The 24,537-nt window shown below is 38.3% G+C and carries 23 protein-coding genes and 1 pseudogene; 22 read left to right on the plus strand and 2 right to left on the minus strand.

The window, feature by feature from the left end; genetic code table 11:
• Positions 1-258, plus strand: a 258-nt coding sequence (locus tag BM386_RS21760; RefSeq protein WP_244545594.1) for a WG repeat-containing protein, incomplete at its 5' end; no start/stop codon positions are given.
• 311 nt (positions 259-569) lie between these two features.
• A complete protein-coding gene (locus BM386_RS21770; RefSeq protein WP_211482939.1) occupies positions 570-1,253 on the plus strand; it encodes a hypothetical protein in 684 nt (227 codons plus the stop codon).
• A gap of 612 nt (positions 1,254-1,865) precedes the next feature.
• Here BM386_RS21770 and BM386_RS21775 read toward each other — a convergent pair.
• Together BM386_RS21775 and BM386_RS21780 are read right to left on the minus strand one after the other, a co-directional pair.
• The gene (locus BM386_RS21775; RefSeq protein WP_091698056.1) at positions 1,866-3,395 is read right to left on the minus strand and encodes a S41 family peptidase; all 1,530 of its coding nucleotides are present in this window, start codon (positions 3,393-3,395) and stop codon (positions 1,866-1,868) included.
• Between the two features lie 432 nt (positions 3,396-3,827).
• The gene (locus BM386_RS21780) at positions 3,828-4,349 is read right to left on the minus strand and encodes a VOC family protein (RefSeq protein ID WP_091698058.1); all 522 of its coding nucleotides are present in this window, start codon (positions 4,347-4,349) and stop codon (positions 3,828-3,830) included.
• A gap of 406 nt (positions 4,350-4,755) precedes the next feature.
• On the opposite strand from BM386_RS21780, the gene BM386_RS21785 reads away from it, so the two are divergent.
• From BM386_RS21785 to BM386_RS21880, 20 genes and pseudogenes are all read left to right on the plus strand, one after another.
• Positions 4,756-6,462 (plus strand): PAS domain-containing protein, encoded by a 1,707-nt coding sequence (locus BM386_RS21785; protein WP_091698060.1) that lies wholly within the window; start codon positions 4,756-4,758, stop codon positions 6,460-6,462.
• A gap of 147 nt (positions 6,463-6,609) precedes the next feature.
• Positions 6,610-6,849: pseudogene (locus BM386_RS23975) on the plus strand (hypothetical protein); the annotation flags it as partial.
• A gap of 410 nt (positions 6,850-7,259) precedes the next feature.
• Positions 7,260-7,832 carry a DUF1016 N-terminal domain-containing protein gene (locus tag BM386_RS21795; protein ID WP_091698062.1) on the plus strand — a complete coding sequence of 191 codons (573 nt, stop codon included), beginning with the start codon at positions 7,260-7,262 and terminating at the stop codon, positions 7,830-7,832.
• A 15-nt stretch (positions 7,833-7,847) separates the two neighbouring features.
• Entirely contained in the window at positions 7,848-8,888 is a 1,041-nt protein-coding gene (locus BM386_RS21800) for a PDDEXK nuclease domain-containing protein (protein ID WP_091698063.1), read from the plus strand.
• Positions 8,889-8,970: 82 nt separating this feature from the next.
• Entirely contained in the window at positions 8,971-9,393 is a 423-nt protein-coding gene (locus BM386_RS21805; RefSeq protein ID WP_280141028.1) for a PDDEXK nuclease domain-containing protein, read from the plus strand.
• Between the two features lie 817 nt (positions 9,394-10,210).
• Positions 10,211-10,975 carry a metallophosphoesterase gene (locus BM386_RS21810; protein ID WP_211482940.1) on the plus strand — a complete coding sequence of 255 codons (765 nt, stop codon included), beginning with the start codon at positions 10,211-10,213 and terminating at the stop codon, positions 10,973-10,975.
• A 270-nt stretch (positions 10,976-11,245) separates the two neighbouring features.
• Positions 11,246-11,392: a hypothetical protein gene (locus BM386_RS23745; protein ID WP_170857153.1), complete on the plus strand. Its 147-nt coding sequence runs from the start codon at positions 11,246-11,248 to the stop codon at positions 11,390-11,392.
• A 192-nt stretch (positions 11,393-11,584) separates the two neighbouring features.
• Positions 11,585-12,892: an AAA family ATPase gene (locus tag BM386_RS21815; protein ID WP_091698065.1), complete on the plus strand. Its 1,308-nt coding sequence runs from the start codon at positions 11,585-11,587 to the stop codon at positions 12,890-12,892.
• A 160-nt stretch (positions 12,893-13,052) separates the two neighbouring features.
• Entirely contained in the window at positions 13,053-13,910 is an 858-nt protein-coding gene (locus BM386_RS21820; protein ID WP_091698067.1) for a hypothetical protein, read from the plus strand.
• Positions 13,911-13,935: 25 nt separating this feature from the next.
• Positions 13,936-14,226, plus strand: coding sequence for an STAS-like domain-containing protein (locus BM386_RS21825; protein ID WP_091698069.1), 291 nt, complete (start codon positions 13,936-13,938; stop codon positions 14,224-14,226).
• Between the two features lie 956 nt (positions 14,227-15,182).
• A complete protein-coding gene (locus BM386_RS21835; RefSeq protein WP_091698072.1) occupies positions 15,183-15,710 on the plus strand; it encodes a DUF2975 domain-containing protein in 528 nt (175 codons plus the stop codon).
• Between the two features lie 3 nt (positions 15,711-15,713).
• Positions 15,714-15,926: a helix-turn-helix domain-containing protein gene (locus tag BM386_RS21840; protein ID WP_091698073.1), complete on the plus strand. Its 213-nt coding sequence runs from the start codon at positions 15,714-15,716 to the stop codon at positions 15,924-15,926.
• 410 nt (positions 15,927-16,336) lie between these two features.
• Positions 16,337-18,181 (plus strand): hypothetical protein, encoded by a 1,845-nt coding sequence (locus tag BM386_RS21845; protein WP_091698075.1) that lies wholly within the window; start codon positions 16,337-16,339, stop codon positions 18,179-18,181.
• A 12-nt stretch (positions 18,182-18,193) separates the two neighbouring features.
• Positions 18,194-18,709, plus strand: a complete 516-nt coding sequence (locus BM386_RS21850) for a hypothetical protein (RefSeq protein WP_139235959.1) — start codon at positions 18,194-18,196, stop codon at positions 18,707-18,709.
• Positions 18,710-19,352: 643 nt separating this feature from the next.
• Positions 19,353-20,129, plus strand: coding sequence for an OmpA family protein (locus tag BM386_RS21855; protein ID WP_091698078.1), 777 nt, complete (start codon positions 19,353-19,355; stop codon positions 20,127-20,129).
• A gap of 123 nt (positions 20,130-20,252) precedes the next feature.
• Entirely contained in the window at positions 20,253-20,978 is a 726-nt protein-coding gene (locus BM386_RS21860; RefSeq protein ID WP_091698080.1) for a hypothetical protein, read from the plus strand.
• A gap of 87 nt (positions 20,979-21,065) precedes the next feature.
• The gene (locus tag BM386_RS21865; protein ID WP_091698082.1) at positions 21,066-22,043 is read left to right on the plus strand and encodes a hypothetical protein; all 978 of its coding nucleotides are present in this window, start codon (positions 21,066-21,068) and stop codon (positions 22,041-22,043) included.
• A 101-nt stretch (positions 22,044-22,144) separates the two neighbouring features.
• Positions 22,145-22,822, plus strand: coding sequence for a DUF433 domain-containing protein (locus BM386_RS21870; protein ID WP_091698084.1), 678 nt, complete (start codon positions 22,145-22,147; stop codon positions 22,820-22,822).
• Entirely contained in the window at positions 22,819-23,235 is a 417-nt protein-coding gene (locus BM386_RS21875) for a PIN-like domain-containing protein (RefSeq protein WP_091698085.1), read from the plus strand. The genes BM386_RS21870 and BM386_RS21875 overlap by 4 nt, the downstream gene beginning before the upstream one ends.
• 10 nt (positions 23,236-23,245) lie before the next feature.
• Entirely contained in the window at positions 23,246-24,514 is a 1,269-nt protein-coding gene (locus tag BM386_RS21880) for a DUF6161 domain-containing protein (RefSeq protein WP_091698087.1), read from the plus strand.
• Positions 24,515-24,537: the final 23 nt, after the last annotated feature.

A 24,537-nucleotide genomic window follows, 5' to 3' on the forward strand; every position in this document is an offset into this window, starting at 1 on the left:
ATAAAATATGATAACATTGGGAATTTTGGATCTCACGGAATCGGTTGGGCTTTAGTTCAGAAGGACAAAAAGGTTGGTTTCATCAATACTAAAGGAGAAGAAATTGTTTCAACAAGCTATGATAACATTGGGAATTTTGGATCTCATGAAAAAGGCTGGGCATTAGTTCAGAAAGGCCGAAAATTTGGATACATCAATACTGAAGGAGAAGTTGTAGTGCCTGTAGCGTTTGATAATCCAGATAAGATAGCTAAGTAATTAGCATCGAGTAAGCCTCAAAAGAGCGCTTAAAGAAGAGCCACTTACCTATTGGCAAAAATACTAGGATAGAATCACAAATCCCTCCCAGTGACCAGAACGATTTGATTTCGCCCAGTTGGGGAATTATAAGGTCTCTTCCTGGATATTCGGATTTGCCTTGATTGGGTTTGGGTATGTGCTGATTCGCCTGGTTCTTTGACTTTTGGAAGAGCGGACTATAGAATAGAAAGCTAGATGCATGCATTTTGAAACTCCTTGGCTAGTTTTGGGCTGTTATTGAATTATTCCACCTTGTAAACTTTTCGATAGTGGAGCTGAAACATGGATTTTACCTGAAGTCTAAAAAAGAACAGATTTGGATTCAGGTAAGAATAGGATTTATTGCTTTACTCATTCTCCTGTTGGTTTTTCTGATTTGTTGGGGGATGGGATTTTTTCTTCCCTTGATTTTGGGTATTCCGATTATCCTATCGGTTGTCGCCCCCTTTTTTGACGTACCTGCCTTGAAGAAAAGTGGGGATTTGGTTTATTATTCTCCCTTATTTCTGGCTGAAAAGGCAAAAAAGGAGAAAATAACCATCCATGGAGGGACTTTGTTTGATTATGTTTTTGTGATAGACCGGAGTCTCAATGGCAGAGAAAGAAGAAACTTGATTATGGAACAGTACCTCGAAGGATTGGTACATCTGATTGATCATTTGCAAAAAGATAATCCAGAGAACCTTACCATCCGAGGGACCAGCTATATCCTGAATAAGAGGACGGCAAAGAAAATCGGCTTTCAGGTAGTGCAGACTGATTTTTTGCAAAAAGTTATTTTGATATATAATTACTTCAACCTTGTGTGTGCCAATTCCCTAGCAAAAGGCAAACTCACCTTTCCAAAGCTGGGCGAAATCCAGACGTTTGAGGCCAGACTCTATAATCTGATGGAGAGAAGGGATTTTATCAATAGCTTGAACCTAAAATTGAAGCAAAGACAAATGGTTTGACTTTCCGGCAAACCAGATTTCATTTGATTTTGAGAGGAAAGGTCTAAAAAGAGAATTGGTGATTTAAGTTCTGATAAGTGATGGTGTCAATCAAGACACTTTTGATTATGCCCCTAAAGTTACTCCCTTGCAGTTCCCATGATTCTTGGAAGACATAAAGGAGCGACTAGGGAACCTGAAGGGAATTACTAGGGAGTTCGATAAGCAGTTTTTTCATTAGGTAATAAAGAGTTATTTACGATGCTCCTTCGATGCTTTTATGATACAAGTCCGATCTGCTATCGAAGAAGCATTGCAGATCTGTAGGGATAGGAAGGTGCCACTAACGAGTTGCTAGTATGTGCAGCAGGGCTTTTAAAACAAGATCTATGAAGGGATTACTGCCAGCAGCTAAATAGAAGTTCGCCAGACTCATAAGCATATCTATCTATCACTTACTTGCTACGGATGTATAACCAAATGTTCTAGTCCTTCAACTCTGCTTCGACGTAGGATCGACCATGGTTCTACTTTTCATCACTGCGCTGGCGAAGAAAAGAGGACTGAAAGTGGCCCTAGACTAAAAGATGATGAAGGTTTACTTTTCCATATTTATCCCAGTAGAGATGATTTTCAATCCTGCCACTTTGATCTAATCATCTCCTCCAATCGGGTAAGCTGATAATCTTCAGTCAAAAAGATTTGGTCCAAATTTCGTTCAATTGGGATGTCTGGTGCAGTCCCCATACCATCCAGTAGATTGCCGTTTTTTTGGTAAGAAACCATCGTACTGATTTTGCCACGGAATTTGGAATGAGGCAATTCGAATCGCTCACTGTTGCCACTTGAGCCATCTGTGTTTGCCCCTACAATTTTAATATTTGGTAAACCTTTGAATACCGATACCAGAATAGATGCGGCACTAAAGGTTCGTTCATTACACAGGATGTAGATAGGTTTGTTGTAATGATATTTACCTGGGGTGAGCTTACCTCCATTGAGGATGTAATAGAAATAATCACTGTACTTTTCGCTGTCCAACTGATACATGGGCGTAAAGTGTTCTGAGAATTCATCTACCACCTGTTGTTCCTTGGCATCAAGATTCTCATAAGAAAATAAATACCGATAGTTTAATTCCTCCTCCATCTCATCGCTGAGGGGTAATTCACCCCGTTGTTTTGTAGCATTCACCACATAAAATGAATCAGGGTGGATGAAATAGCCTGCAAGTTCCTGGATCAGATCCCGTGTTCCACCACCGTTATCCCGTACATCAATAATCATTGACTTGCTTGTTTTGGCTTTTATCATGAACTCATTGAGGAATTCAAAAAATCCCGGGCTATCCTGCTTATCCACCATACCTACCAGCCGGATATATGCAATCTGCTCTTCCTGTGTAAAAAACTGTTCGATTACCGCTGGATCATTGGACTCTTCTTCAGTCAGGAAGAAATTTTCTATTTGGAATCGCTCATCCCAGATCTTGGGCCTTTCTGATTTGGGTACCAAGTTTATACTAATTGTTTTGACCTTGCCTGAATCATTACTTAGTGTAATGGGAAGAGGGTTGGGGAGGTCTTCTTTCAATAGTGCAAATACCTTGTCAATATCCCTTAGTTCTCGGATAGCCCGGGTATTATAAGAATTTTTTGGAGCGAGAATATCGCCTGGGAGTGCCTGGGATAGAATATCATCAACCGAAAGATTATGAATGGAGGTTAGATAGGGGAATTCAGGATCATAATAAGCATAGGTTTGTTTATCCTCGTCAAAGGTTATCGCAAGTACTCTTTTTTGGTAGGGAGCAAATGCCATGGGAAGGAAGAGGGAATCCCGGGATTCGTAGCCATCTATAAAGGCATGTCTATCACCGATTTTTCCGATAGTCTGAGAAAGAAACACACCAAACTCATACCTGGATATTTTAGTTTTCTGATTGGATAGGGCAAGGTAATATTCAAAATATTTCCGGTATTCATAGCCGTTAAGTCCCTGATACGAGGACATATCCTCAAGGATTCCATCTACAAATTCCAAATCTTTTTTTATTTCCTTAATTGTTAGGTATTCTTTTTTACTCTGGGCACTTGCCGTAAATAAGATTAGTAGAGAAAAGGGTAATAATAGGAATAGTTTCTTTACTTTTTTACGCTGCATGGTTTGAATAGTTGGTGAATAGCCAATACTAGGGTAAGCAGTTGGCTTTAAGAAAATAATGTGACCAAACCAATAAAACTAGGGACGGAATTATCGCCTGATGCGAAATTCACGGTAAGACATTGGAGTGTAAATAGATGTGTCCCGTCCTAGAATAGGTTTTCACCAAACCTAAACTATGGAGAAGAGCCAATTACATATTGGCAAGAATATCAGGGCAGGACAGGGCGTGAAGAAATCTTCCAGAGGAGGGCCTGGCATGAAGAATCTTTCCATTGAAAAGATTTAGCTTGAGTCTGTCCCGGTGAGCAAAGCGATATCGGGAGGCCAGCTTGTAGGTCGGGCAAATCCCACCCAGTCAGCACGAACGTTGTGACTACTCCCAGAGGGGTCTTGGATTCTTTTTGGCTTGGGTCATAGTACAGCGTTCGTCTATTCCAAAGGCCCTATCAGTTCTATAAAGATTCCATCAGGATCCTGTATCAACACAAAATGTAAGTTTTCATTTAACGGTGTTGGGGTACTCCCCAATAATTTCACACCTTTTTCTTTTAATCGTTTGATCACCGGATTCAGTGCTTTTACATTGATGGTGATATACTGCACACCCGTTCCATCCTGGATATAATCCGGTTTAGGCTTAGTTTGCTTATTGCCAAAGCTCATCAGCTTCCATTCATTGGCATTTGGACTATTCTCTAATTTGAGGACACTTACCTCAACAGCAACACCGTTCGATAGACCCGAGCGCTTGGAAAACTCTTCATTGATGGTGAAGTTATATGCCTTGACCATACCAATTCCATCTACATAGAAGTCCAGGGAACGGTCCAGATCAGAAACCACCACACCCGAGCCAATTAAATTACTGCTGAAGTTAGACTGAGAGTAGGTATTAACGCTGATCATCAATGCAGCTACAATAACACAGATTTTTAATAGAGAATGATTCATAAATAGTGATTTGGAAGGTTTTAGAGTTTACAATTGCCCTAAATTAGCAAAAAATCAACTGTCCTAAATTGAGTACTATCAATGGGATTTTATTTTAGCATAATTCTCTCTCAGTTTTGTACTTGTATGAATTCTGTAGGTTGCTTTGAGACTTTAGCGTTTTTGCTAGAGAAGTGTATGAGCATCCAAATTCTACTAAATGATTCGGAATTTTATCGTTGGATTGAGGATGAGTTGAGCTATATTCATCATTCATAGACATAGCATGTAGGTAGTTAAAGTGGGGAAAGAAGCAAATGGAATGAACTATTGTGCTAAGCAGCTAGCAACGTGAATCTCTTAAGTTCTTGCTGACGCAACATCCGTCATACAAAAGTATTTGGCCATCAGTGCAATTAGTTGAAAAATGAATGTAAACGTACAAGACACAAACATCTTCTTTTACCGGCAGGCATCAAAACTGGCGAGAATTGGAAATTGGGAATTTGATGTGGTGAATAATAAAATCCACTGGTCAATTATTGTCCACGAACTACACGAAACCAACCCGAAAACATTCACGCCTGATTTGGAAACAAGTTTTAGTTTCTACAGGGAGGATTTTCAACCCATGGTAAAAGGAGTGGTTCGGAATAGTATTGAAACCGGTGATGACTTTGACTTTGAGGCTGTCATTGTCACTAAGAAAAAGAAAGAGCGTTGGGTTCGGGCTATTGGAAATGTGGAGATGATCAAAGGGGAATGCCAGCGTATCTATGGCAGCTTTCAGGATATTCACGCTTCCAAAATGCTGGAACTTCAGATTCGGGAGATACTGGAAAGTATATCTGATGCTTTTTATGCAGTGGACAAGGATTGGAAATTTACTTATTTCAACAAGGAAGCCGAGCACTTACTCTTAAAGAAGGCCGACGAGGTTTTGGGGGAAAATATTTGGGAATTATTTCCGGCAAGTGCACAGACTTCCATCCGAAAGGTCTATCAACGGGTCGCCCGTACCAAGAAAGCAGAATCCTTTGAATACCATTACCCGGGAGATGGAAAATGGTATGAAATAAATGCCTACCCATCCCAGGGAGGCGTATCTGCCTATTTCAAGAATATCGATGAGCGCAAGCAGGCAGCGGCAAGACTTGAGGAAGCCTACCGGGAGAAAATCAACATCCTGGAAAGCATAGGAGATGCTTTTTTCAATGTAAATAACGATTGGGTGCTCACTTATTTGAACAAAGAAGCCGAAAGGGTTTTAGGCCGAAAGAGGGATACCCTTATCGGCAAAAACCTGTGGGATGAATATCCTGATGCCATTGGGACAGAATTTTACCGCCAATATTACAAGGCCAAGGAAACTCATAAAAACTTGACTTTTGAAGAGTTTTATCCGGCCTTGAATGTATGGCTGGAAGTGACCGCATACCCTTCCTCTACCGGACTGTCTGTTTATTTTAAAGATATTACACAGAGGAAAGAGTCAGCTATACGCCTGCTCCAATCCAATGAGCGCTTTGAGAAAGTAGCCCAAGCTACCAATGATGCGATATGGGATTGGAATATCCTGGAAAATACCCTGTATTGGGGTGCAGGGTTAAAAAACCTGTTTGGGCATCAGATAGAAAATCACACCCCCACCTTAGAGAGCTGGACCAATCACATTCATCCTGAAGACCGGGAATGGGTAGTGCAAAGTTTTAATGACGCACTGGAAAAACCTGGGCAAACTGAATGGAATGCCGAATATCGATATCAGAAAAATGACGGTACTATAGCAAATGTGACCGACAGGGGCATAATTATCAGGGATGAAAAAGGGAATTCTGTACGTATGGTAGGAGCGATGAATGATATCACAGAGCGAAAGAATTTTGAAATAAGCAGGAGTAACTATGTGAAACAAATTGAATTACAAAACGAAAAGCTCAGAAATATTGCCTGGACTCAGTCACATATCGTGCGGGCCCCTCTTGCAAAGATGTTGGGTATTATTAATATTCTCGAGGATAATGACAAAAGTCAGGAGGATAATCAAATATGGTTAAAACACTTGAGGGAGTCCGCGGATGAATTGGATGAAATAATAAAAGGCATGGTTGATAGAGCAAAACTCTTAACCTGAAAAGCAAAGCAACTGATGCCGGAGAATCTTGGCAAGCTATTGTTTGAAAGACAAATAGAAGAAGCTTATGGAAGCGGAGTGGTAAAACAATTATCGGTGGATCTCAAGCATGAGTTTCCGGATATGCGGTAGTCTCTCCGTAACCTATGGAAGATGAAGCGTTTTTATGAGCGATATACTAAGGCAGATAAAAAACTGCGACAGCTTGTCGCAGTTTTGCCTTGGGGGCATCATCTTTTACTTGTAAATAAAGTAAAAGATGATGTGGAGATTGCCCTGCAGGATATCAATAAACCCATAGGCGTAGCAGAATATCAACTGTTACTCCCGAAAGAGCAGCTGCAAACGCTGATTGTAGATGAAATAAACAATTCTGAAAAAGAGTAATCATTGGTAACTGGTTTTCCTCCAAACTCCAAGTTAAGTGCTCTTCCCGCTCACTTATCTTCTATTTTTAGGAATAATACCCTAGGACTGAGCGTTTAGGATTAGTCCGGTAGGACCGAGGGTGAGGAAACAGTCTGGGGGACTGTTTTAGTGAAGAAGCCAGACTGCGGGAAGGCAAATCCCACTCAGTCCGCACGAACGGTCAGACTACACCAACAAAGAACTTTATACCCATGTACTGCGCATCTCCTACAAAAACATCCAGAGTCCGCTTGATGGTGTCTCCGAAATTCTTAATTTGGCGTCAGCAGAATCGCTGAACCCTCTGGGCACATCTAATATAAAACGGGAAGCCAAAAAGGACTTAGCCCCGTACAACCAAAAATTATCATTTCTGAAGCCCTTATCTGATGGAGATTAAAAAAGATATAATCATTCAAATTCAAAGCATTGTATCCAATGCTCAATCAAAAGCCATTCGGGCAGTTGATAATGAACGTGTATTGATGTATTGGCAGATCGGTAAAATAATTTTTGAAGAAGAGCAAGAGGGGAAAGACCGTGCGGATTATGGGAGATATTTAATAAAAACCATTTCCGAAACCTTTCAACCACAGTTTGGGAGTGGTTTTTCAATTCGCCAATTAGAGATGAACAGGCAGTTTTACCGCACATTTCCAAATACGAACGCACTGCGTTCGCAATTGAGTTGGACACATTACCGGACCATCATACGCATTGATAATCAAGATAAAAGAGAGTTTTATATAGCAGAGACAGAAAAAAACAATTGGACTGCCAGACAATTGGAACGTCAAGTGAATTGCCAACTTTTTGAAAGACTGCTAATGAGTAACGATGTGCAAGCTGTATTAGCCGTTGCCAGAGAAGAAAAAATGCCATCCGATGAAGAAACCCAAACAGAACAGGAGTTGATCAGGAAGCGGAGGTTTTTCACGGGAAGCAATCCTAAAATTACCTAATCCTAATTCAGACAAATGAGTAAAGAGATAAGCAACGATAACGCCTTCTACGCTGAAATCAGTGAACTACTGAAGCAGGCAAGAAGTACAGCTTACAAAGCTGTGAATAACATTATGGTGCAAACCTACTGGCAGATCGGCAGACGGATCGTAGAGCAGGAGCAAGCAGGTCAAAGCCGTGCAGGGTATGGAGAATATTTGATTTCAAATCTATCCCGACATTTGTCCGACACCTTGGGAAAGGGTTTTTCTGAAGCCAATCTTTGGAACATGAAGCAGTTTTATCAAACGTTTCCGGATTACGGGCAATTCTCTACGCACCGCGTAGAGAATTCAAAATCAGCTACGCAGCGGGTAGCCAATCTCAGCTGGACAAATATCCGGCTGATTATGAGGATCGATGATCCCAAAGAAAGGGAATATTACCTCAGTGAAGCATCTTCCCAAAACTGGAGTTCACGCCTCTTGGAACGAAATATTAAGAGTGGCTATTACCATCGTTTACTTGCCACGCAAGAGCATACTTCGGAAATCACACCTGAAAAACATGATCCTGTCCATTTTATTAAAGACCCTTACATAGCAGAGTTTTTAGACCTGCCGGAGGATCTTACCGGTAAGGAATCTGTCTTGGAAAAAGCATTGATCGGCAACCTACAGCAGTTTTTGTTGGAACTGGGAAAGGGTTTTTCCTTTGTGGACAGACAGATGCGGATCAGTACCGAAACGTCCCATTTCTATGTGGATCTGGTATTTTACAACTATATCCTCAAATGCTTTGTGGTGATCGATCTGAAAACCACTAAACTCAAGCATGCTGATATAGGGCAGATGGATATGTATGTACGTATGTTTGATGCCCTCAAGCGGGGAGAAGACGACAATCCCACCATAGGCATTATCCTATGTGCAGAAAAAGACGAAACCATGGTAAAATACTCCGTACTGAAAGAAAACAAGCAACTCTTTGCTTCCAAATACAAAACACTACTACCCACCGAAGAAGAAATGGCAGAGATGATTGCAGCCAGAAACCGTAAACTTCTGGACAAATGAGTAATAATAAAGAATTCGCTCCTGGCAAATCTGAAGTGTTAGTACCCGAATTACATTTTCCTGAGTATATGAATCAGCCATTATCACACACTTACACGAGTTTTTATTGGAAATAGGCAATGGTTTTTCTTTTGTGGCCAGACAAAAACGTGTTCACCTAGAAGGGGATGACTTTTTTATTGACCTTGTTTTTTATAACCGTCTTTTACAATGCTTTGTAATCATTGAAATCAAAACAACCAAACTCAAACACGAAGACATTGGGCAGTTGCAAATGTATGTAAACTACTACGATCGCTATAAAAAACAGGATTTTGAAAACCCCACGATTGGCATTTTACTCTGCGCCGATAAAAACGATGCGGTAGTAAAAATAACCTTGCCCGAAAACAACAAAACCATCATTGCCAGTAAATACCAACTCTATTTGCCTTCTGAACAACAACTAATAGCCGAAGTAAAGAAGGAAATAGAAAAACTGGACTCTAAAGAAAATGAAAAATGAAAAGCTAAGACTTGGTGACAAACATCTGCTGTTTATGGCCTAAAATAAAATAATCAAGTAGGATGTATGATATCCTGTGTCAGATTTTTATTTTGGTGTTATTGCCCAAAGCAGCAATCTCCTCACTTTTCTTCCTAAAATGCGGGTGACTTTTTGGTTTTTACCCAAAAAATACCCTAGACCGAGCTTTAGAAAACACTCTGGTAGGAATGTTTTAGTGAGAGCCTGTCCCGAAGCGAAGCGATTCGGGAGGCCAGCTTGTAGGGTCGGCAAACTTCACCCAGTGCCACGAGAGATGTGACTACGGCGGGGGCAAATCCCACCCAGTACTGACTAGTTATCTGACTACGCCGAGGGAAGCCAGCATGCAGGGAGGACAGAGCGTTTAGGATTAGTCCGGTAGGACCGAGGGTGAGGAAACAGTCTGGGGGACTGTTTTAGTGAGAGCCTGTCCCGAGAGCAAAGCGATTCGGGAGGCCAGGCTGCGGAAAGGCAAATCCCACCCAGTGCCATAAGCTAAATGACAACGCCGAGTGGGGGGCAAATTTCATCCAACTCCCAATAAAATGACAACTCCCATAGGGCTTTATCTTTAGAAAAATGCTTGATTCAAGAATGAAATTGTTTTAAAATCCGAAAGGGCTAATAAAAAAATATGAATATACGGAATGATGCCAGTAACCAATATTTCTCTGCTCAATCGGCCGGAAGACCGATGACCGATGACCGAAGTACCCTCAATTCTTAAGTTTAACATATCCTATGCTGCTTTTGCGTGCTTACTGGCAGAAAAGCGGATATACATATAAAAAAATTAATGCCAATTAAACTCCAATACGTCTCCGACCTTCATCTAGAATTTCCTTTTAATAGAGAATTCTTAAAGCGACATCCTTTGCCACCGGTGGGTGATGTATTGGTTTTGGCTGGTGACATTTTGCCTTTTGCTGAAATTGATAAATACTCGGATTTTTTCAGCTATGTGGCAGATAATTTTAAAACTACTTATTGGTTGCCCGGTAATCATGAATACTACCATTATGATTTAGCTGAAAAAAGCGGTGTGCTGCATGAAGCTATTCGCAGCAATGTGTTTTTGGTGAACAATACTTCGGTTATTTATGAAAATGTAAACTTGATTTTTTCTACCCTTTGGAGTCACATCAGTCCTGCCTACCAATGGCAGATTGAACGCAGCCTAAATGATTTTCATTTAATTAAACACAAAGGTTTTCGCTTTTCGGCGGAGCAATACAACCAGTTGCATGCAGAGAGCTTGGCATTTATTCAAAATGTGTTAAGCACAAATCAGAAGGGACAAAAAGCCGTTTTCACCCATCACTGTCCTACTTTTCTCAACTATCCTGAGCACTATAAAGGCGATATACTCAATGAAGCTTTTGCAGTGGAACTGCATGACCTTATAGAAACATCCGAAATTGCCTGTTGGGTGTATGGACATCATCATACCAATACCCCTGAGTTCATGATTGGCAATACCAAGCTCATAACCAATCAGATGGGTTATGTACAGCGAAACGAGCATCACCTTTTTGAAAGCTGTAAAGTTATTGAAATATAAAAAAACCAACATAATAAAGCTGTATTTGCATACTATATCAATAAGATTTATCAGACATAATTTGCTTTATTATGGAGGGTAGAATGAAGACAACACTTCGATACAGGGTATAAAAAGTCCCGATTTTTCTCTTTTCTTGCTCAAGCTTTTAATTATTGAGATCGAAGATCCCCATATTTTAATCCCGAGATTTCAATCCCGAGAACAAAGCGATTCGGGAAGCGAACCTATTCGGGAACGACCAACCTACTTCTTACCCTTGACACCCATATGGAGCAGAGGCTAGCGCTTTCTCCTCAATGCCTGTCCCGCAGTATTGCGGGGAGCCTGTCCCGATATTTCAATCCCGATAACGCAGTGATTCGGGAAGAAGGATGGGATGAGGTAGAAAAGCCAATTGCAAATTGGCAAGAATAGTAGGAGGTTGATCTGACTTGACTTCGGTAGAAACAATTGGATACTATCGGTTGATTATTTCTAATGTTTTTCACTCAAATTTGTAAACGGTTTACATAATTGGATAGAAAATAACCGTAACTGGCTTTTTTCGTTGTAATTTTGTATGCTCTCTTAAGAGAAAATTAATAGCATTAGTCTTAAAACACCTAAATGATACTCAACTTTAGTGTCCAGAATTTTGGCCCGGTGAAGGAAAAGCAAATCCTGTCTTTTGAAGCGGATAGCTCCACTCATTTGGAAGATCAATATGTGATTACTACCCAGAGTGGCATCCGAGTTTTGAAGCTTGGTCTTATTTATGGCGCCAATGCCTCAGGGAAGACTACCATCCTTCGTGCGCTCGATTTTCTCAGAGATCTGGTCTTGGAACCGGAGGAAAAGAAAACAGCGCAGCTTAAATTTTCTCCTTTTCTATTCGACCAGGACACCCCTCATAATCCCTCAATTCTTTCCATTGAATTTATCCAAAAGGAAATAAAGTATGCCTATACTGTTGAGTTCAACAAAGAAGCAGTCTTAACAGAAGAGCTGACTTATTTCAATCCAAACAAAGCCAATATTTTCCGACGTACTACGGATGTTGAAAACCAGTTTACAGAAATCAAATTCGGAAGTAAGATCACGGTGGATAAAGTGTATAAAAAGACTTTGGAGTCTAATACACTTTGGAATAATACAGTTCTGGGAGGATACCTAAAGACGAATATTCAGATCAATGAATTGAGGAATGTGGCTGACTGGTTTGAAAAACATCTTAAGTCATTGGTCTTGACTAATACAGAGTTGGATACTTATGTCATGGGTAATATAAGTGAAAAGAAAATAGTAAAGAACGACATTACAAATATCCTACGCAGGGCTGGTTTTAATATCTCTGATATTGTTATTGATGAGAAAGAAGAGGATATTCCTGATGAACTATTAGAAATGTTTAAAGAAAGGTTGAAAAACAAACAAGTAAGTTTAAATGATTTGATAAACAGAGGGAAAGTGACTGCCCTTAATTTAGAGTTTGAACATACAGTAGGAGGTGCTAAATATTCTTTACCTTTTTTATCTGAATCTCAGGGTACCCAGCGGTATTTTGGGTTTGCAGGACTCTTGGCTATGATGATCAAGGGGTCAGTTATTTTCCCGATTGACGAACTAGAGACTTCCTTGCATCCTGATCTGTACAACCATTTCATTCTCTCATTCCTGATGAATACCAAGAATTCCCAGTTGATTGCCACTACCCACAACCGGGAGATTTTGGACAACAGGGATATCTATAGAAATGACACCATCTGGTTTACCGATAAAAATGAGGATAGCGCTACTGAGCTCTATTCACTAGCTGATTTTGATTCTTCTGTGATCAGAAATACCAGCAGTGTATATAATGCGTATAAAATAGGGAAGTTAGGAGGGGTGCCAAATACCGGGGACTTCTATATCGATCTGAATGATGAAAAATAGAAGGAATATTCTTACCAGGGGAGACAGTAAATCCCATCCGGTATCCATAACCATTTGACTGTACCCAGACGTTGGTTTTAGAATTAAATTAATTTTAGTTAATATTGCTTTTCCAAAATAGTTAAAATAGACTTTTCTTAAAATCAATCGCTCACATCGCATGGATATTGTTATTAAAAGCCAAAGTGACTATCATAAACTTTTTCAGATTATTGAGGAAGGCTACCAAGGGGCTCCAATTACAATACATCTGTACCATAGATTTCTGGAGCCTATGGATATTTTGATTCTCACAGAATTTATAATCTTTCAATTGAACCAAAAAGTTGAGATTAATTTATGGGTGGATAATTTGGACGTAAAAGGATATCTTGAGGCAATAGGTTTGTTTGAGTTTTGTTCCAGTAATTATCATGAGCCAACCGAACTGAAAGAAATTGCAAGTTATAGTGCTATGCCGCTTCGTAGAGTAAACCGTGAAACGATGAACTATTACATAGGGCGAACTCAGATGTACTTCCAGACACTTTGTGATAGAAAAGATTTGGGAATGCTAGACATCACACTATCTGAATTGATTAACAATGTCTATGATCACTCCAATTCACCAATAGACTGCTTTGTGTTTTGTCAATATTATCCTCAAAAGGGGCAGATCAAACTTGCCGTCGGAGATTTAGGTTTTGGTATTCCGAAGACAGTAAACAATTACCTTTCAAACAAAGGAGCTGACACAGTTTCACCATACGATGCAGTAAAATGGGCTTTGAAATTAAATAGAACCACACAATCAATGCCTCATAATGCAGGTAGGGGATTAGACACGGTTTGTTCATTTGTCAAAGTAAATCAAGGGAGCTGGAAGCTGTTTTCTGACAATGTAAAAATGATTGGGAACGGAAATAAGAACATTTTTTTTGAAAATCCGATTAACAATTTTATTGGAACGGTAATTGAAATTACAATTATTGTAAACAATTTAGAAGAACTGGAGACAATGGATGTTTTGGATTGGTGATTTTTAACTCTAAATTTGCAGCCTCATGAAAATTAAATTAACAGACGTAGTATCAGATACTTACACTAACACTGCTGGCTATACGCTTTATGCGGTTTTGAAAAGTGCTTTAGCTGGAGGGAATCAAATTTCGCTCTCATTTAGTGGCGCAAGTGCCCCTTCCTCTTCATTTTTGAATTCCTCCTTTGGGAATTTGATTGAAGAAATGGGATTGGATAATTTTCTTTCTCTTGTAAAGCCTTCAGAAGTGACCCATACACAGGCAAATATGCTGAAGCACTATATCCAGGGTTTTCGCTCAGGAGCAAATGCTTAAAAATTTAATGCAATTGGATTTTATAAAGGAACTTGAAAGGGTTCCTTTTTTTGTGTCTTTTGGAAAATCCATTATCTACCTATTTTTCGTCACAAAGCTATTTGTTGGTTAGGGGTAGGGTCGAAGTAAAAGCGCTTGTGCTGTAAATAATTGATTTTGTGACATATACTGTCTGAGTTAATTCTTTCGTGCTGGTTTTGTAGAAAATCATTCTTTAGCTTCAAAGAGCACAAAGAATCATGGAAGCATGAGTTTAGTGCTATCATTTATTAACTACTAAAACAAAATCAACATGGCTGTAAAGCACACACCGACAAAGGAAGTTCATCAAGGACACAAGGGAGGAAAAACCGGATGTGGTTTCGATACAACGGTACAAGCTGATCATTGGGTGAATTCCAATGAGAGGATAACCTGTGCAAAAAACGGGTGTAAGTAGGAGAGTTCTCTTTTTTGAGACCCTTTGAATTGAAAAACACCCTGTCCCGATAGAGCAGCGTATCGGGAGTAGCGGATGAGGTAGTATCCAAATGCTCTAGAAATCTGCTGCCGAAAGTAGCTATTTCTGGCAGCATGGGAATTAAGCTGGATCACGTAGAAAAAAAGGCCAAAAGACAGTAAACCGGAAAAGCGATAGTAAATACTTAAAAGCGGCTAATGTCGGATACCCTCAAAATAAAAGAATAGAGACAGGTTTAATGACATAGTATCTTTAATGATTTAGAAGAAATAACCGCAAGTGCGGTTATAACACGTTAGCGGGCATTGTAAACCGACTCTTCAGCCGGATCATTATATTTTTGACATTTCCCTAAAAAACTTAATCTAAATAACCTACTGATTGTCAACCAATAATTAAGGTCGGATAACTATTTTTGTTGATAAAAATAATATTTTTATTGTTTTTCAATAAATTGTTGTTGATACTTGCAAAGTAAAATTTTAACTTTAAGCAAATGACAACAACAAATTCAACCGTATTGAAAGTAATGAATGTCCTTTTTTGGATTGCATTTATCGGACTTTGCATCAAGACTGGTGCACTTTTGACTTCATTCATCGTGAGCCTATTTGTAAATCCCGAAGGTGCAAACGACCTATACTTAGGACTTAGCCTAGTTGACCTCTATTCTTATAGTAAGTCTCACTACATTTTTACAGCTTCATTGTTTATTGTCCTTACAGGACTAAAGGCATACATTGCCTATTACGTTATAAAAATCTTTATGAAGTTCAACTTGTCTAGGCCTTTTAACAGCAAACTGACTGACCTCTTTTTAAAGATTAGCCATATCGCATTAGGAACAGGCGTTCTTGCCATAATAGCCATGAACTATACAAAATGGATTTTGAAGAAAGGTGTAACCGTTCCAATAGAGTGGGGTGGTAGTGAAATCTTATTATTTGCAGGCGTCATTTACTTGTTGGCACTTGTATTTAAAAAAGGATCGGAATTGCAAACCGAAAATGAATTAACTGTTTAGACTATGGCAATTATAGTAAATTTAGACGTTGTGATGGCGAAGCGAAAAATGTCATTGAACGAACTTTCAGAAAAAGTTGGTTTGACTTTATCGAACCTTTCGATACTAAAAACAGGTAAGGCAAAAGCTATTCGATTTAGTACATTAGAGGCAATTTGCAATGTTTTGGACTGTCAACCGGGCGACATTTTGGAATTTGTAAAAGACGGGAAGTAACAACGACCTGCTCGGTAGCAAAGCCTATAGGAAACCATCACCTTCCCACTGTCTTCAGCTTCCGTCGGATCTGCTGTTTCGGTCCCAAAAGAGAACGATAGAGCAGGGTATGCGATAGACTATTTCGGATTTTATTTTTCATTCCAGTACTGAAAATCGTATAATCTCCTTCTTTTTCTGTGTTTCAACTGAAAAATACCCTGTACTGGGTATTTTTTTGTATTCAAAAATCCTTTTCTTGCATAGATTCTTTAGTTTACTGAGGACAAACACCAACTTTTACCAACAACCGGCCATAAATCCGGGAAATTACCGCTTGATTACTCGCCAGAATTCTCACAAGGGTTAATTCTCTAGTATGCATTCTTTTTGGCCTCATCTAATTTTTAAAACGGTTAAAATAACAAGTCATGAAGCTTGAAAAGATCCTGGATAAACTCAGTTCCATCGAGAAGAACTCCTTTATCAAAATCATAGACAACATCATCTCTAAAAGCAAAGACAAAAGCAAAGAGATTGAAAAAATCCTTGCTCCCGACAATAAAGGGCTGAAAACAGTGGACAATCTTAATATCTCCAAGATTTTTGATCTTACTGCTGAGGAGTTTACGGAGTATGTAAAATGCGAGTTTCAGGAAGTAAACTCACAGCTTGATATCCTCATCGATATCATAATCCGGGATGGGAATTGCATCATGCGACAGGATTGGTTTTCGCGGCTCTATGAGGCAGAGATCAAAACATTGAATGCAAAAATCAAGGCGTTGACTTCGGATTTCAAAGATGAAAAGTCAGAACTGAGTCCAGAGCGAAAAAGGGATTACAGAATCTATCAGGCTTGTTTGTCCACTGCTTTTTTTAATGACGTAGCCAATAACAGGGAAGCCAAAATCACAGCTGACGAACTCACCATCATACTTACCCTTTCCAAGGAACTTGGCCTGTCCCAGGAGGAAATCAAACTGATAAATTATTCCATCCTGGGGGTGAAAAAGATGGATGTGCAGGAAGTTATTACGAACCTCAAAAATATCGGAGTGGTCTTCTATTCCAAGAAGGAAAACACCCTGTTTGTTGCAGATGAAATGGTTCGATTGTTAAGGAAAGTCAGGAATAAAGAAGTAGCGGATAAATTCTTCAGACGCACCCTGAAACTCCTCCGTGAACCTATTATCAACTCCATCGCCAAAAACCATAACCTTGACAGAAAGCTTTCCTACTCGCAGAAAATTGAAGGTATTATCCATGCGGGTATCTCATTTACGGATTTACTCCTGAATGATATTTATAAGGATGGCACCACTTTGACTGATAAGAAGAAAACGCTTAATGAATTGTGTGAAAAAGGACTTCAGATCCCAAATCTCAGAGGCAGCACCCTCCAGGAAAAGGTAGATAGTCTGATCCAATACTTTGAAGCGGTAGAAAAAGATGAAAAAGTAGGGATATCCGTGGATGGATATGACAAGCTTTTGACTGATCTACATCAGTCCATTCCTGCACTGAACAAAGGCATTAGGGAGCATTTCGAACTTCAGGATGAATACGTACTGGACGCAGAGTTTTTAATGGATTATAATATCAAACCACGTGATATATTGGATCTGATCGAGAAGGTCGATCTCGACAAGTTCAAGAAAGATCATGGCGTCAAATTACGCGGAGATGATATTTTGAATATTCTAGAGCACTACAAAGACGTGGAAAATCTCTACTTGGAGAATTATGAAAATGTAGGCTACCGCAACTACAATCAGCTGAAGGAAAATGGGATTCAGATCAGGGAGAGCGAGCTGGGGGTGAAGTTCGAGGAACTGACCAAGGTGATTTTTAAAGGATTGGGATTCAATGTGGATGATAAGTACCGCCAGGAGCTAAATACCCAAAAAGACCTTATGGATATCCTGATTAATCTAGGCAATCAGGAAGTAATTATTGTGGAGTGCAAAACCAGCAAGGAAAGTGGTTATAATAAATTCAGTACCGTTTCCCGGCAACTGAAATCTTACCAAAATATAGCGCTGAAAAACAACCTTAGGATAGTAAAAATCTTGCTGGTAGCTCCTGAGTTTAGCGATGATTTTGTGACAGACTGCGAAATGGATGTGGATATGAATCTTTCGCTACTGACTGCATCAACGCTGATCGCTATTTACGAAGCATTTAAAAATTCCAAGTACATGACATTTCCCCATGTGCTCTTCCGGGATGTGGTAATCAATCAGGAGAGGATTGTGAAGGCATTGAGTAAATAAAAATATAGACTGATGAGATATAAATTTTTTGCCATATTAGCTCCAATCATGTTTGTCTTTCTTAGTTCCTTCGGACAAAAAGTCGGGATTGGATTAGCGGGAGCATCGTCTGGATCCATGAATATGGAATTATTGTATATGGATAAAACAAAAAACATTTTCAAACTGGGAATGACCTACCAATTTGCTGATACCCGGGGAAAATTAGTTCCTGAGCAATTGTCTAATTACGGAAAAACCCAAGATGGAAATGGTGAATACTTTCTGACAATTGATTTCGGGTATGGCAAAATATTTAAAGAAAAGTTTTTATTGGATATAGAGCTATCGGCTGGTTCAGAAAATTCATTTCAGAATTACATTGATAACAGATTTAATGGAGGAGGTTACCATTTGATTACCTCCAAGAATACAGTTTTAGGGGCCGGTTTGGATGCTGGATATCTTTTCAAGGAAAATTTCACGGCCTTCGCAGGATTTAATACGATTCGAAAAGCACAGGTTGGAATTAGGTTTTTCTTGTTCTGAATTTAAGGTACACCTTGAGTAGTATTTATTCTTTTGATTCCTTATGTTAAATAAGCCTCTTAGTAATTGAGATTAAACTTTCCGAGGGAACAACTAACCTACTTCTTATAATTGATCTCCCCTCTGGAGTAGAGCCGATCACCTTCCCCTAAAGAGGAGGAAGGCATCAGGATATGGGATGTGATTTCAAATTATACCCAGTTAGAATGATCAGTTAACTACATCAAGATGGGCTAGAATAGATTTAAATAACTAAATATTCAAATGATTGAGGATCACCTAATAATTGAGTGTTTTGAAGTTTCTCATTATTTGCTTTATTTAACAATAGATTCACTGACCACCAAAAATTTCTCTTTACTATGATGAATATTCCCTACCTACAAATTTTGTATGTTGAATTTCTCAGAAATCGGGCAATTCAATTTGAAATAGTGATCAGAGCCAATGAAGTTATAAAGAATTAATCCGATCAAACAATTTCCTGTAAATGGAAACGGTTTAAATGGTGTTTTTGGTCAGTTGGTAGGATATATATCATTGGAACTTGAAATGACTAAGTATCAAAAATTATTTGTAAGTATCTGATGATATTATCTAGATTTTTATTTGAAGGATATGAATTAAATAAAAACAATTTAATATGTTAGCTTTACCAGGGCCAAATCTCTTTGATGAAAAAGTTAAAGAATTACCAAAACCAGCGCAAAAGGTATATAGGTTTAATAAAATATTATCTAGATTTTTTGTTAATGTTTTTTTCTTGTCTATAATTATGATTTTTCTGTTTTCCCATCAATTAAACCGTACCGAATATATTGAAAAGGAAATGGAGGATTTAATAGAAAAATCAGAAAATAGTATGGGTAAAAAAAATGTTTCCTATGAAAACAAAGAGTTACGGTTGTTCTTTCAAGATAATATACTTTTTGACCATAATAATTTTCAGTTAAATGATAATGTTAAGGAAAAACTAAGGCTTATCATCCCCACAGTTAGCGACAATATGATGGTAGAAGTTATTGGTCATACGGATAACGTTGGTGATTATTGCTATAATTATGAATTATCTAAAAAGAGAGCTGAATCAGTCTTTAAATATATACGCCCTATGTTAACCTTCAATAATTCTATGTTTTATGGGTTAGGGGAAGATTTCCCGGTTTCTTCAAACCAGAATGAATTTGGTAGATCCCTGAATAGGAGGGTTGAAATTATCATTAAATCAAATCCATCTAATTCGTTAATATATAGTGATAGTTTATTTGATAAAATGTCTTTTATGATTAAAGAAAATGCAATTATAGTGATTTTAACATTTTGTAGTGCGATGATTCCAATAATAACTTATTTTTTTAATATAATTTTGGTTTGTTATTCAATGATAAGGAATAATACAAAAAATAAAGTGAATTCTTAAGTATATTTTAAGTAAAATAATATCAATACTATTTAAGTTTTATTGTTATCATAAGGGTTTTCTTATCAATAATATTTATTACGCTCGAATTATTTATATTGGGGTGTATTTTTAATCAATAATATGAAGAAAATAAATTTTGGATGTGTAGGAAAGATAAAGCTTAATTCATATCACCCACTTTGTAAAAATGATTTTGGAAGAAATGCCATTAAGGGTTTTGGATTTCATCCTTTTGTAGATGGATCTTGTAGAAGGGAGCCAGATTTTGAAAATCTTTATCCCTCAATAACTGGCTTATGTCGTCAAAACTCATTTGCGCCAAAATTATGGCCTAATGACATTGTCATTTATATGTCTCTCGATAGTGAGGGTAATTCCACTTCAAAATATAGCCTTGTAGCTATTCTTAAAGTTATTGAGAGATTTGAAACTCACTTTAATGCATATCAATGGTACAGGGATAACGATCTCAAAACTCCTAATAATTGTATGGTTGAAGGAAATCCTCCAATTCCTTTTGAAATGACTGTTTCTACATATACTTCACAGAAAGATATTACCAGATTTAAAAAATATGCTCTAGACAAGCAGAAGGCAATGGGAGAAAGAATTGTAAATAAATGGAATGATGAATACCAAATTAAATCAGAAAAATGGCCAACTTTCATAGTTACCAAACCTTTCTTTAATGCAGTTTATGAAGATTTAAAACCACCAATTATCGAGCATAAAGATTTTGTGCGAATAATGGGAAGAGTCCCTAACACCAGAACACCGAATAATCTATCTGTTTCAGAACTAATTGGCTTTTGCAATCTGGCAGGCATTAAGCCATTAATTAAGTAAATTTTTCCATTTTAGTGAATAACTTGGAAATCGTAAAGTTTTCATTTATTCTAACCTTGAACTGGATTAAACGACATAACAAAACAAATGACACTTAAAGAAGCTATCCTAAAAAGCCTAAATGATATTAATGCATTAACCAATTATTCAGAGGTTTGTGCCCATATTATTAATCATAACTATTACGATTTTGGAACTGCCAAAACCCCTCCCGATACGGTGTCAGCTATACTTGGGGATTTTATTAGAAATGGAGATACTCGCGTAAAAAGGATTAAACAACCCGGTGCCCGGTATTCTTATTATTTAACGAAAAATGAACAAGATATAGGAATAGAAATCTTGAGTGGTGATACTGAATTATCCAGCTCTACTCCTGTAATCACTAAAGTGAAATCTTACTCTGAAAGGGATTTGCATCGGCTCCTTAGTAGCTATTTAAAAAATACTCAAATCTATTCTAAAACCATTTTTCATGAGCAGTCTAAATATGGGAGCGACAGCAATCAAATTTGGACCCATCCGGATATGGTAGGAGTTAAATTCCTAAATCTCCAAACTAAAGTCAGTCAGAATTTTCTAAAATCTATCAACAGGGTAGATACATTTAAATTGAGTTCCTACGAAATCAAACGGGAGATCAATTCAGATTCAGAGCTAAAAAAGGCCTACTTCCAAGCTGTTTCTAATTCCAGCTGGGCGAACTATGGTTATTTGGTTGCATTTGAATTCAGTGATAGTCTGATGGATGAAATGGAGCGCCTAAATCAGTCTTTCGGGATTGGTGTCATTGAGCTTAATGCAAATGCCTATCAGAGTAAGGTGCTATTTCCGGCTACTTATAGAGATCTTGATTTTAAGACGATGGATAAGCTCTGCAAAATCAACAAGGAATTTGAAGAGTTCATAGAGCAAACAGATAGATTAATGACTGCTCAAGAGCGCTACTATAAGTCAACAGAAAAAGAGTTGGATGAATATTGTGATTCCTATTTTGAAAGCGATACTGACATGGAGGGATATTGCAGGGAAAAGAATATTCCTAATGGCGAGAATATAACGTAATCCTAATCTTGATTTGTGGTTATAATGTGCCAACCCCAGTCCCATTTTTTACTATCGGTAACCTACCCAACCTCCAAAATCGTATCTTTAGAGACTAAACTATGATTGCTTTCGAGAATAAACCACAGATAGGACAGGGGATATATACCCTTCGCGATGCGGCGACCATTCTGCATCTGCCTTATGCTAAGGTACATAGATATGTTACCAAGTATTGGGATGGGCAACTGGGAGAGGAGTTTCAGTCGCAGTATTCTTGGCTGATAGATGGGTCTAGAGCCGTCAGTTTCCACACAGTGGTGGAACTCTACGTCATGATCCAATTGGCTGATAAGGGAGTAAAGACAGCTGAAGTGCTCAAAGCTCATAAGAAGCTGGCCGAGATTTATAATACCCATTTCCCCTTTGCACAGAAGCAGGTACTCCAAGAAATCAAAACTGACGGCAAACTCATCTACTGGAAGAATGGAGCAGATGTTATTTCTCTAAATGGCTCAGATCAATTCAACTTGGACATTATTTCCGTTTTCTTTAAGAAGCTTGACTTTGGTGAGGAGGACGTAGTATCCAAGCTATGGCCAATGGGGAAGGAGAATGCGATTGTAATCGATCCAAGTAGGAAGTTCGGCCATCCAATTATCGAAGGTAAGAACATCTATCCCGAAACCATTTTTGAGCATTTTCTGGCTGGCGATCCTGTGCCCTACATTGCCCATATTTATCAAATCACGGAGAAAGAAGCGGAGGATGCCATTGCATTTTGTAAGGATGCGGCATGATAATCTTCACGGATGAAAATATCCCTCCGCATTTAGCTCCTGGATTTCAGATGATCCAGGGTCCAGAATCTCTGAAAACAGGAATCCCATTAGAAGTAAAACATTTACCAGATCATTTCGGATACGGGACTAAAGACATAGACTGGATTCCTGAAATAGGAAGGTTAAAAGCCTGTGTGATTACCAGGGATACAAACTTATCAAGGAGAAAACATGAAATTGAGCTTTTAGAAAAGCATAAACTTGGGGTTTTCTTTCTGAGAGCTAAAGGCAAAAAATCAGGTCTTAGCGTATGGCAAATGGTGGAAATGCTTGCTCGTTCCTGGCCGGAAATAGCTAAACTTGCAGTAGAGGAAAATAGACCTTTTGGATATGAGATAGATTTAAAAGGAAAACTGAAGAAGATTTTTTAGAAATTGAATCATGGAGTTAAAAGAACTTAGGCAGAAGATCAAGGACGCGCCAAGCAGTGAATTGTTTGCTAATCAAGTAATTCAGATTAACCTTCCTAGGGTAAGTATGAATAGGAAGTTTATAGGTGTTTCGGCATTCTATGAATATTTATTAAATCAAATTGAAGGATTTCAAAGTTTTGAAGGAGAACTTCCGGAAGAGCTGAATACCTCAAAAAAATATTTCCTAGATTTAAAAAAGAAGATAATCTCATTTATCCAAAGTTATCAGAATGTTGATGTAAATAGTTTTTCGAATGTTTGGGGTAGAGATGTGGGAAATTCTGTGTTAGCTAGCAGATCTACCTTGATATTTGAGTTCGATGCGCCTGTAACAAGTTTTTTATTAGAAATATATCAATCGAAAAAAAGGAACTACAAAGGGGCTCTAGATTATGTCTCAGACACAATTGTTGTAAATGAGCTTCGTGAAAAAAACTATCTCAACGGGCTTATTCTAGCATATGAATACTTTCAAAAGGGAGAAACTGAAATTGAAAAAAGGAGAGTTAGGGAGAAGTCCTCTTTAACTCGTCTTAGAAATCAGATTGACAAATATATATCTGATTCGGAAAAGGACTTTATAGAACTATCAAAAGGTTTTGAGTCAAGTGTAAAGGCTACGACAGACGAAATAATTGCTTACAAAGAAGAGAAATCTGGACTTTACGAAGAGTGGTTTGAAAGTACTTCTGCCAATTTCTCAGAGTTTGATACCGCTTCGAAAAAAAAGGTAATAGACTTAGAGACGCTTTACAGGGAAAAGTTGAAACTCGAAGCCCCAGCCAAGTACTGGAATGATAGGGCTGTAAAGCTTAGAAAAGAGGGTAACCGTTGGCTTATAAGTCTCGTCATTTTTACACTTGTAGGAATTGGATTATTTATTCTTTTACTTAATTTTCTTTCTAATGGAGTTTTGGAGGATATTTTCAGTGACACTGCTACAGCTATCAAATGGTCTGTTATCTTCATTACCTTTGTCTCTTTCCTTGCATTTTTGATCAAAACCTTTTCCAAGCTTACCTTTAGTGCCTTCCATTTAGTAAGAGATGCGGAGGAGCGGGAGCAGCTGACCATCGTGTTTTTATCCATGCAAAAAGAACAGGCCATCGATCCTACTGAGCGTCACTTGATTATGCAGTCGCTTTTCAGTAGGGCAGATACTGGGTTATTAAAAGATGAAGGATCTCCAACAATGCCGGGGAATATTTTTGATAAGATTGTGGCAGGTAATAAATAAAATATTAGTAATATAAGTCTTCA

Origin of the sequence: Algoriphagus locisalis (assembly GCF_900116615.1) — a bacterium.
GTDB classification, from domain to species: Bacteria; Bacteroidota; Bacteroidia; order Cytophagales; family Cyclobacteriaceae; genus Algoriphagus; species Algoriphagus locisalis.

Bases quoted from the DNA above. Each gene is read 5' to 3' on its own strand.
- BM386_RS21785 (WP_091698060.1), top strand. From the start codon at position 4,756: ATGAATGTAAACGTACAAGACACAAACATCTTCTTTTACCGGCAGGCA.
- BM386_RS21815 (WP_091698065.1), top strand. From the start codon at position 11,585: ATGATACTCAACTTTAGTGTCCAGAATTTTGGCCCGGTGAAGGAAAAG.
- BM386_RS21855 (WP_091698078.1), top strand. From the start codon at position 19,353: ATGTTAGCTTTACCAGGGCCAAATCTCTTTGATGAAAAAGTTAAAGAA.
- BM386_RS21870 (WP_091698084.1), top strand. From the start codon at position 22,145: ATGATTGCTTTCGAGAATAAACCACAGATAGGACAGGGGATATATACC.
- BM386_RS21835 (WP_091698072.1), top strand. From the start codon at position 15,183: ATGACAACAACAAATTCAACCGTATTGAAAGTAATGAATGTCCTTTTT.
- BM386_RS21820 (WP_091698067.1), top strand. From the start codon at position 13,053: ATGGATATTGTTATTAAAAGCCAAAGTGACTATCATAAACTTTTTCAG.
- BM386_RS21840 (WP_091698073.1), top strand. From the start codon at position 15,714: ATGGCAATTATAGTAAATTTAGACGTTGTGATGGCGAAGCGAAAAATG.
- BM386_RS21845 (WP_091698075.1), top strand. From the start codon at position 16,337: ATGAAGCTTGAAAAGATCCTGGATAAACTCAGTTCCATCGAGAAGAAC.
- BM386_RS21800 (WP_091698063.1), top strand. From the start codon at position 7,848: ATGAGTAAAGAGATAAGCAACGATAACGCCTTCTACGCTGAAATCAGT.
- BM386_RS21850 (WP_139235959.1), top strand. From the start codon at position 18,194: ATGAGATATAAATTTTTTGCCATATTAGCTCCAATCATGTTTGTCTTT.
- BM386_RS21825 (WP_091698069.1), top strand. From the start codon at position 13,936: ATGAAAATTAAATTAACAGACGTAGTATCAGATACTTACACTAACACT.
- BM386_RS23745 (WP_170857153.1), top strand. From the start codon at position 11,246: ATGGAGCAGAGGCTAGCGCTTTCTCCTCAATGCCTGTCCCGCAGTATT.
- BM386_RS21795 (WP_091698062.1), top strand. From the start codon at position 7,260: ATGGAGATTAAAAAAGATATAATCATTCAAATTCAAAGCATTGTATCC.
- BM386_RS21865 (WP_091698082.1), top strand. From the start codon at position 21,066: ATGACACTTAAAGAAGCTATCCTAAAAAGCCTAAATGATATTAATGCA.
- BM386_RS21880 (WP_091698087.1), top strand. From the start codon at position 23,246: ATGGAGTTAAAAGAACTTAGGCAGAAGATCAAGGACGCGCCAAGCAGT.
- BM386_RS21775 (WP_091698056.1), bottom strand. From the start codon at position 3,395: ATGCAGCGTAAAAAAGTAAAGAAACTATTCCTATTATTACCCTTTTCT.
- BM386_RS21810 (WP_211482940.1), top strand. From the start codon at position 10,211: ATGCCAATTAAACTCCAATACGTCTCCGACCTTCATCTAGAATTTCCT.
- BM386_RS21875 (WP_091698085.1), top strand. From the start codon at position 22,819: ATGATAATCTTCACGGATGAAAATATCCCTCCGCATTTAGCTCCTGGA.
- BM386_RS21780 (WP_091698058.1), bottom strand. From the start codon at position 4,349: ATGAATCATTCTCTATTAAAAATCTGTGTTATTGTAGCTGCATTGATG.
- BM386_RS21860 (WP_091698080.1), top strand. From the start codon at position 20,253: ATGAAGAAAATAAATTTTGGATGTGTAGGAAAGATAAAGCTTAATTCA.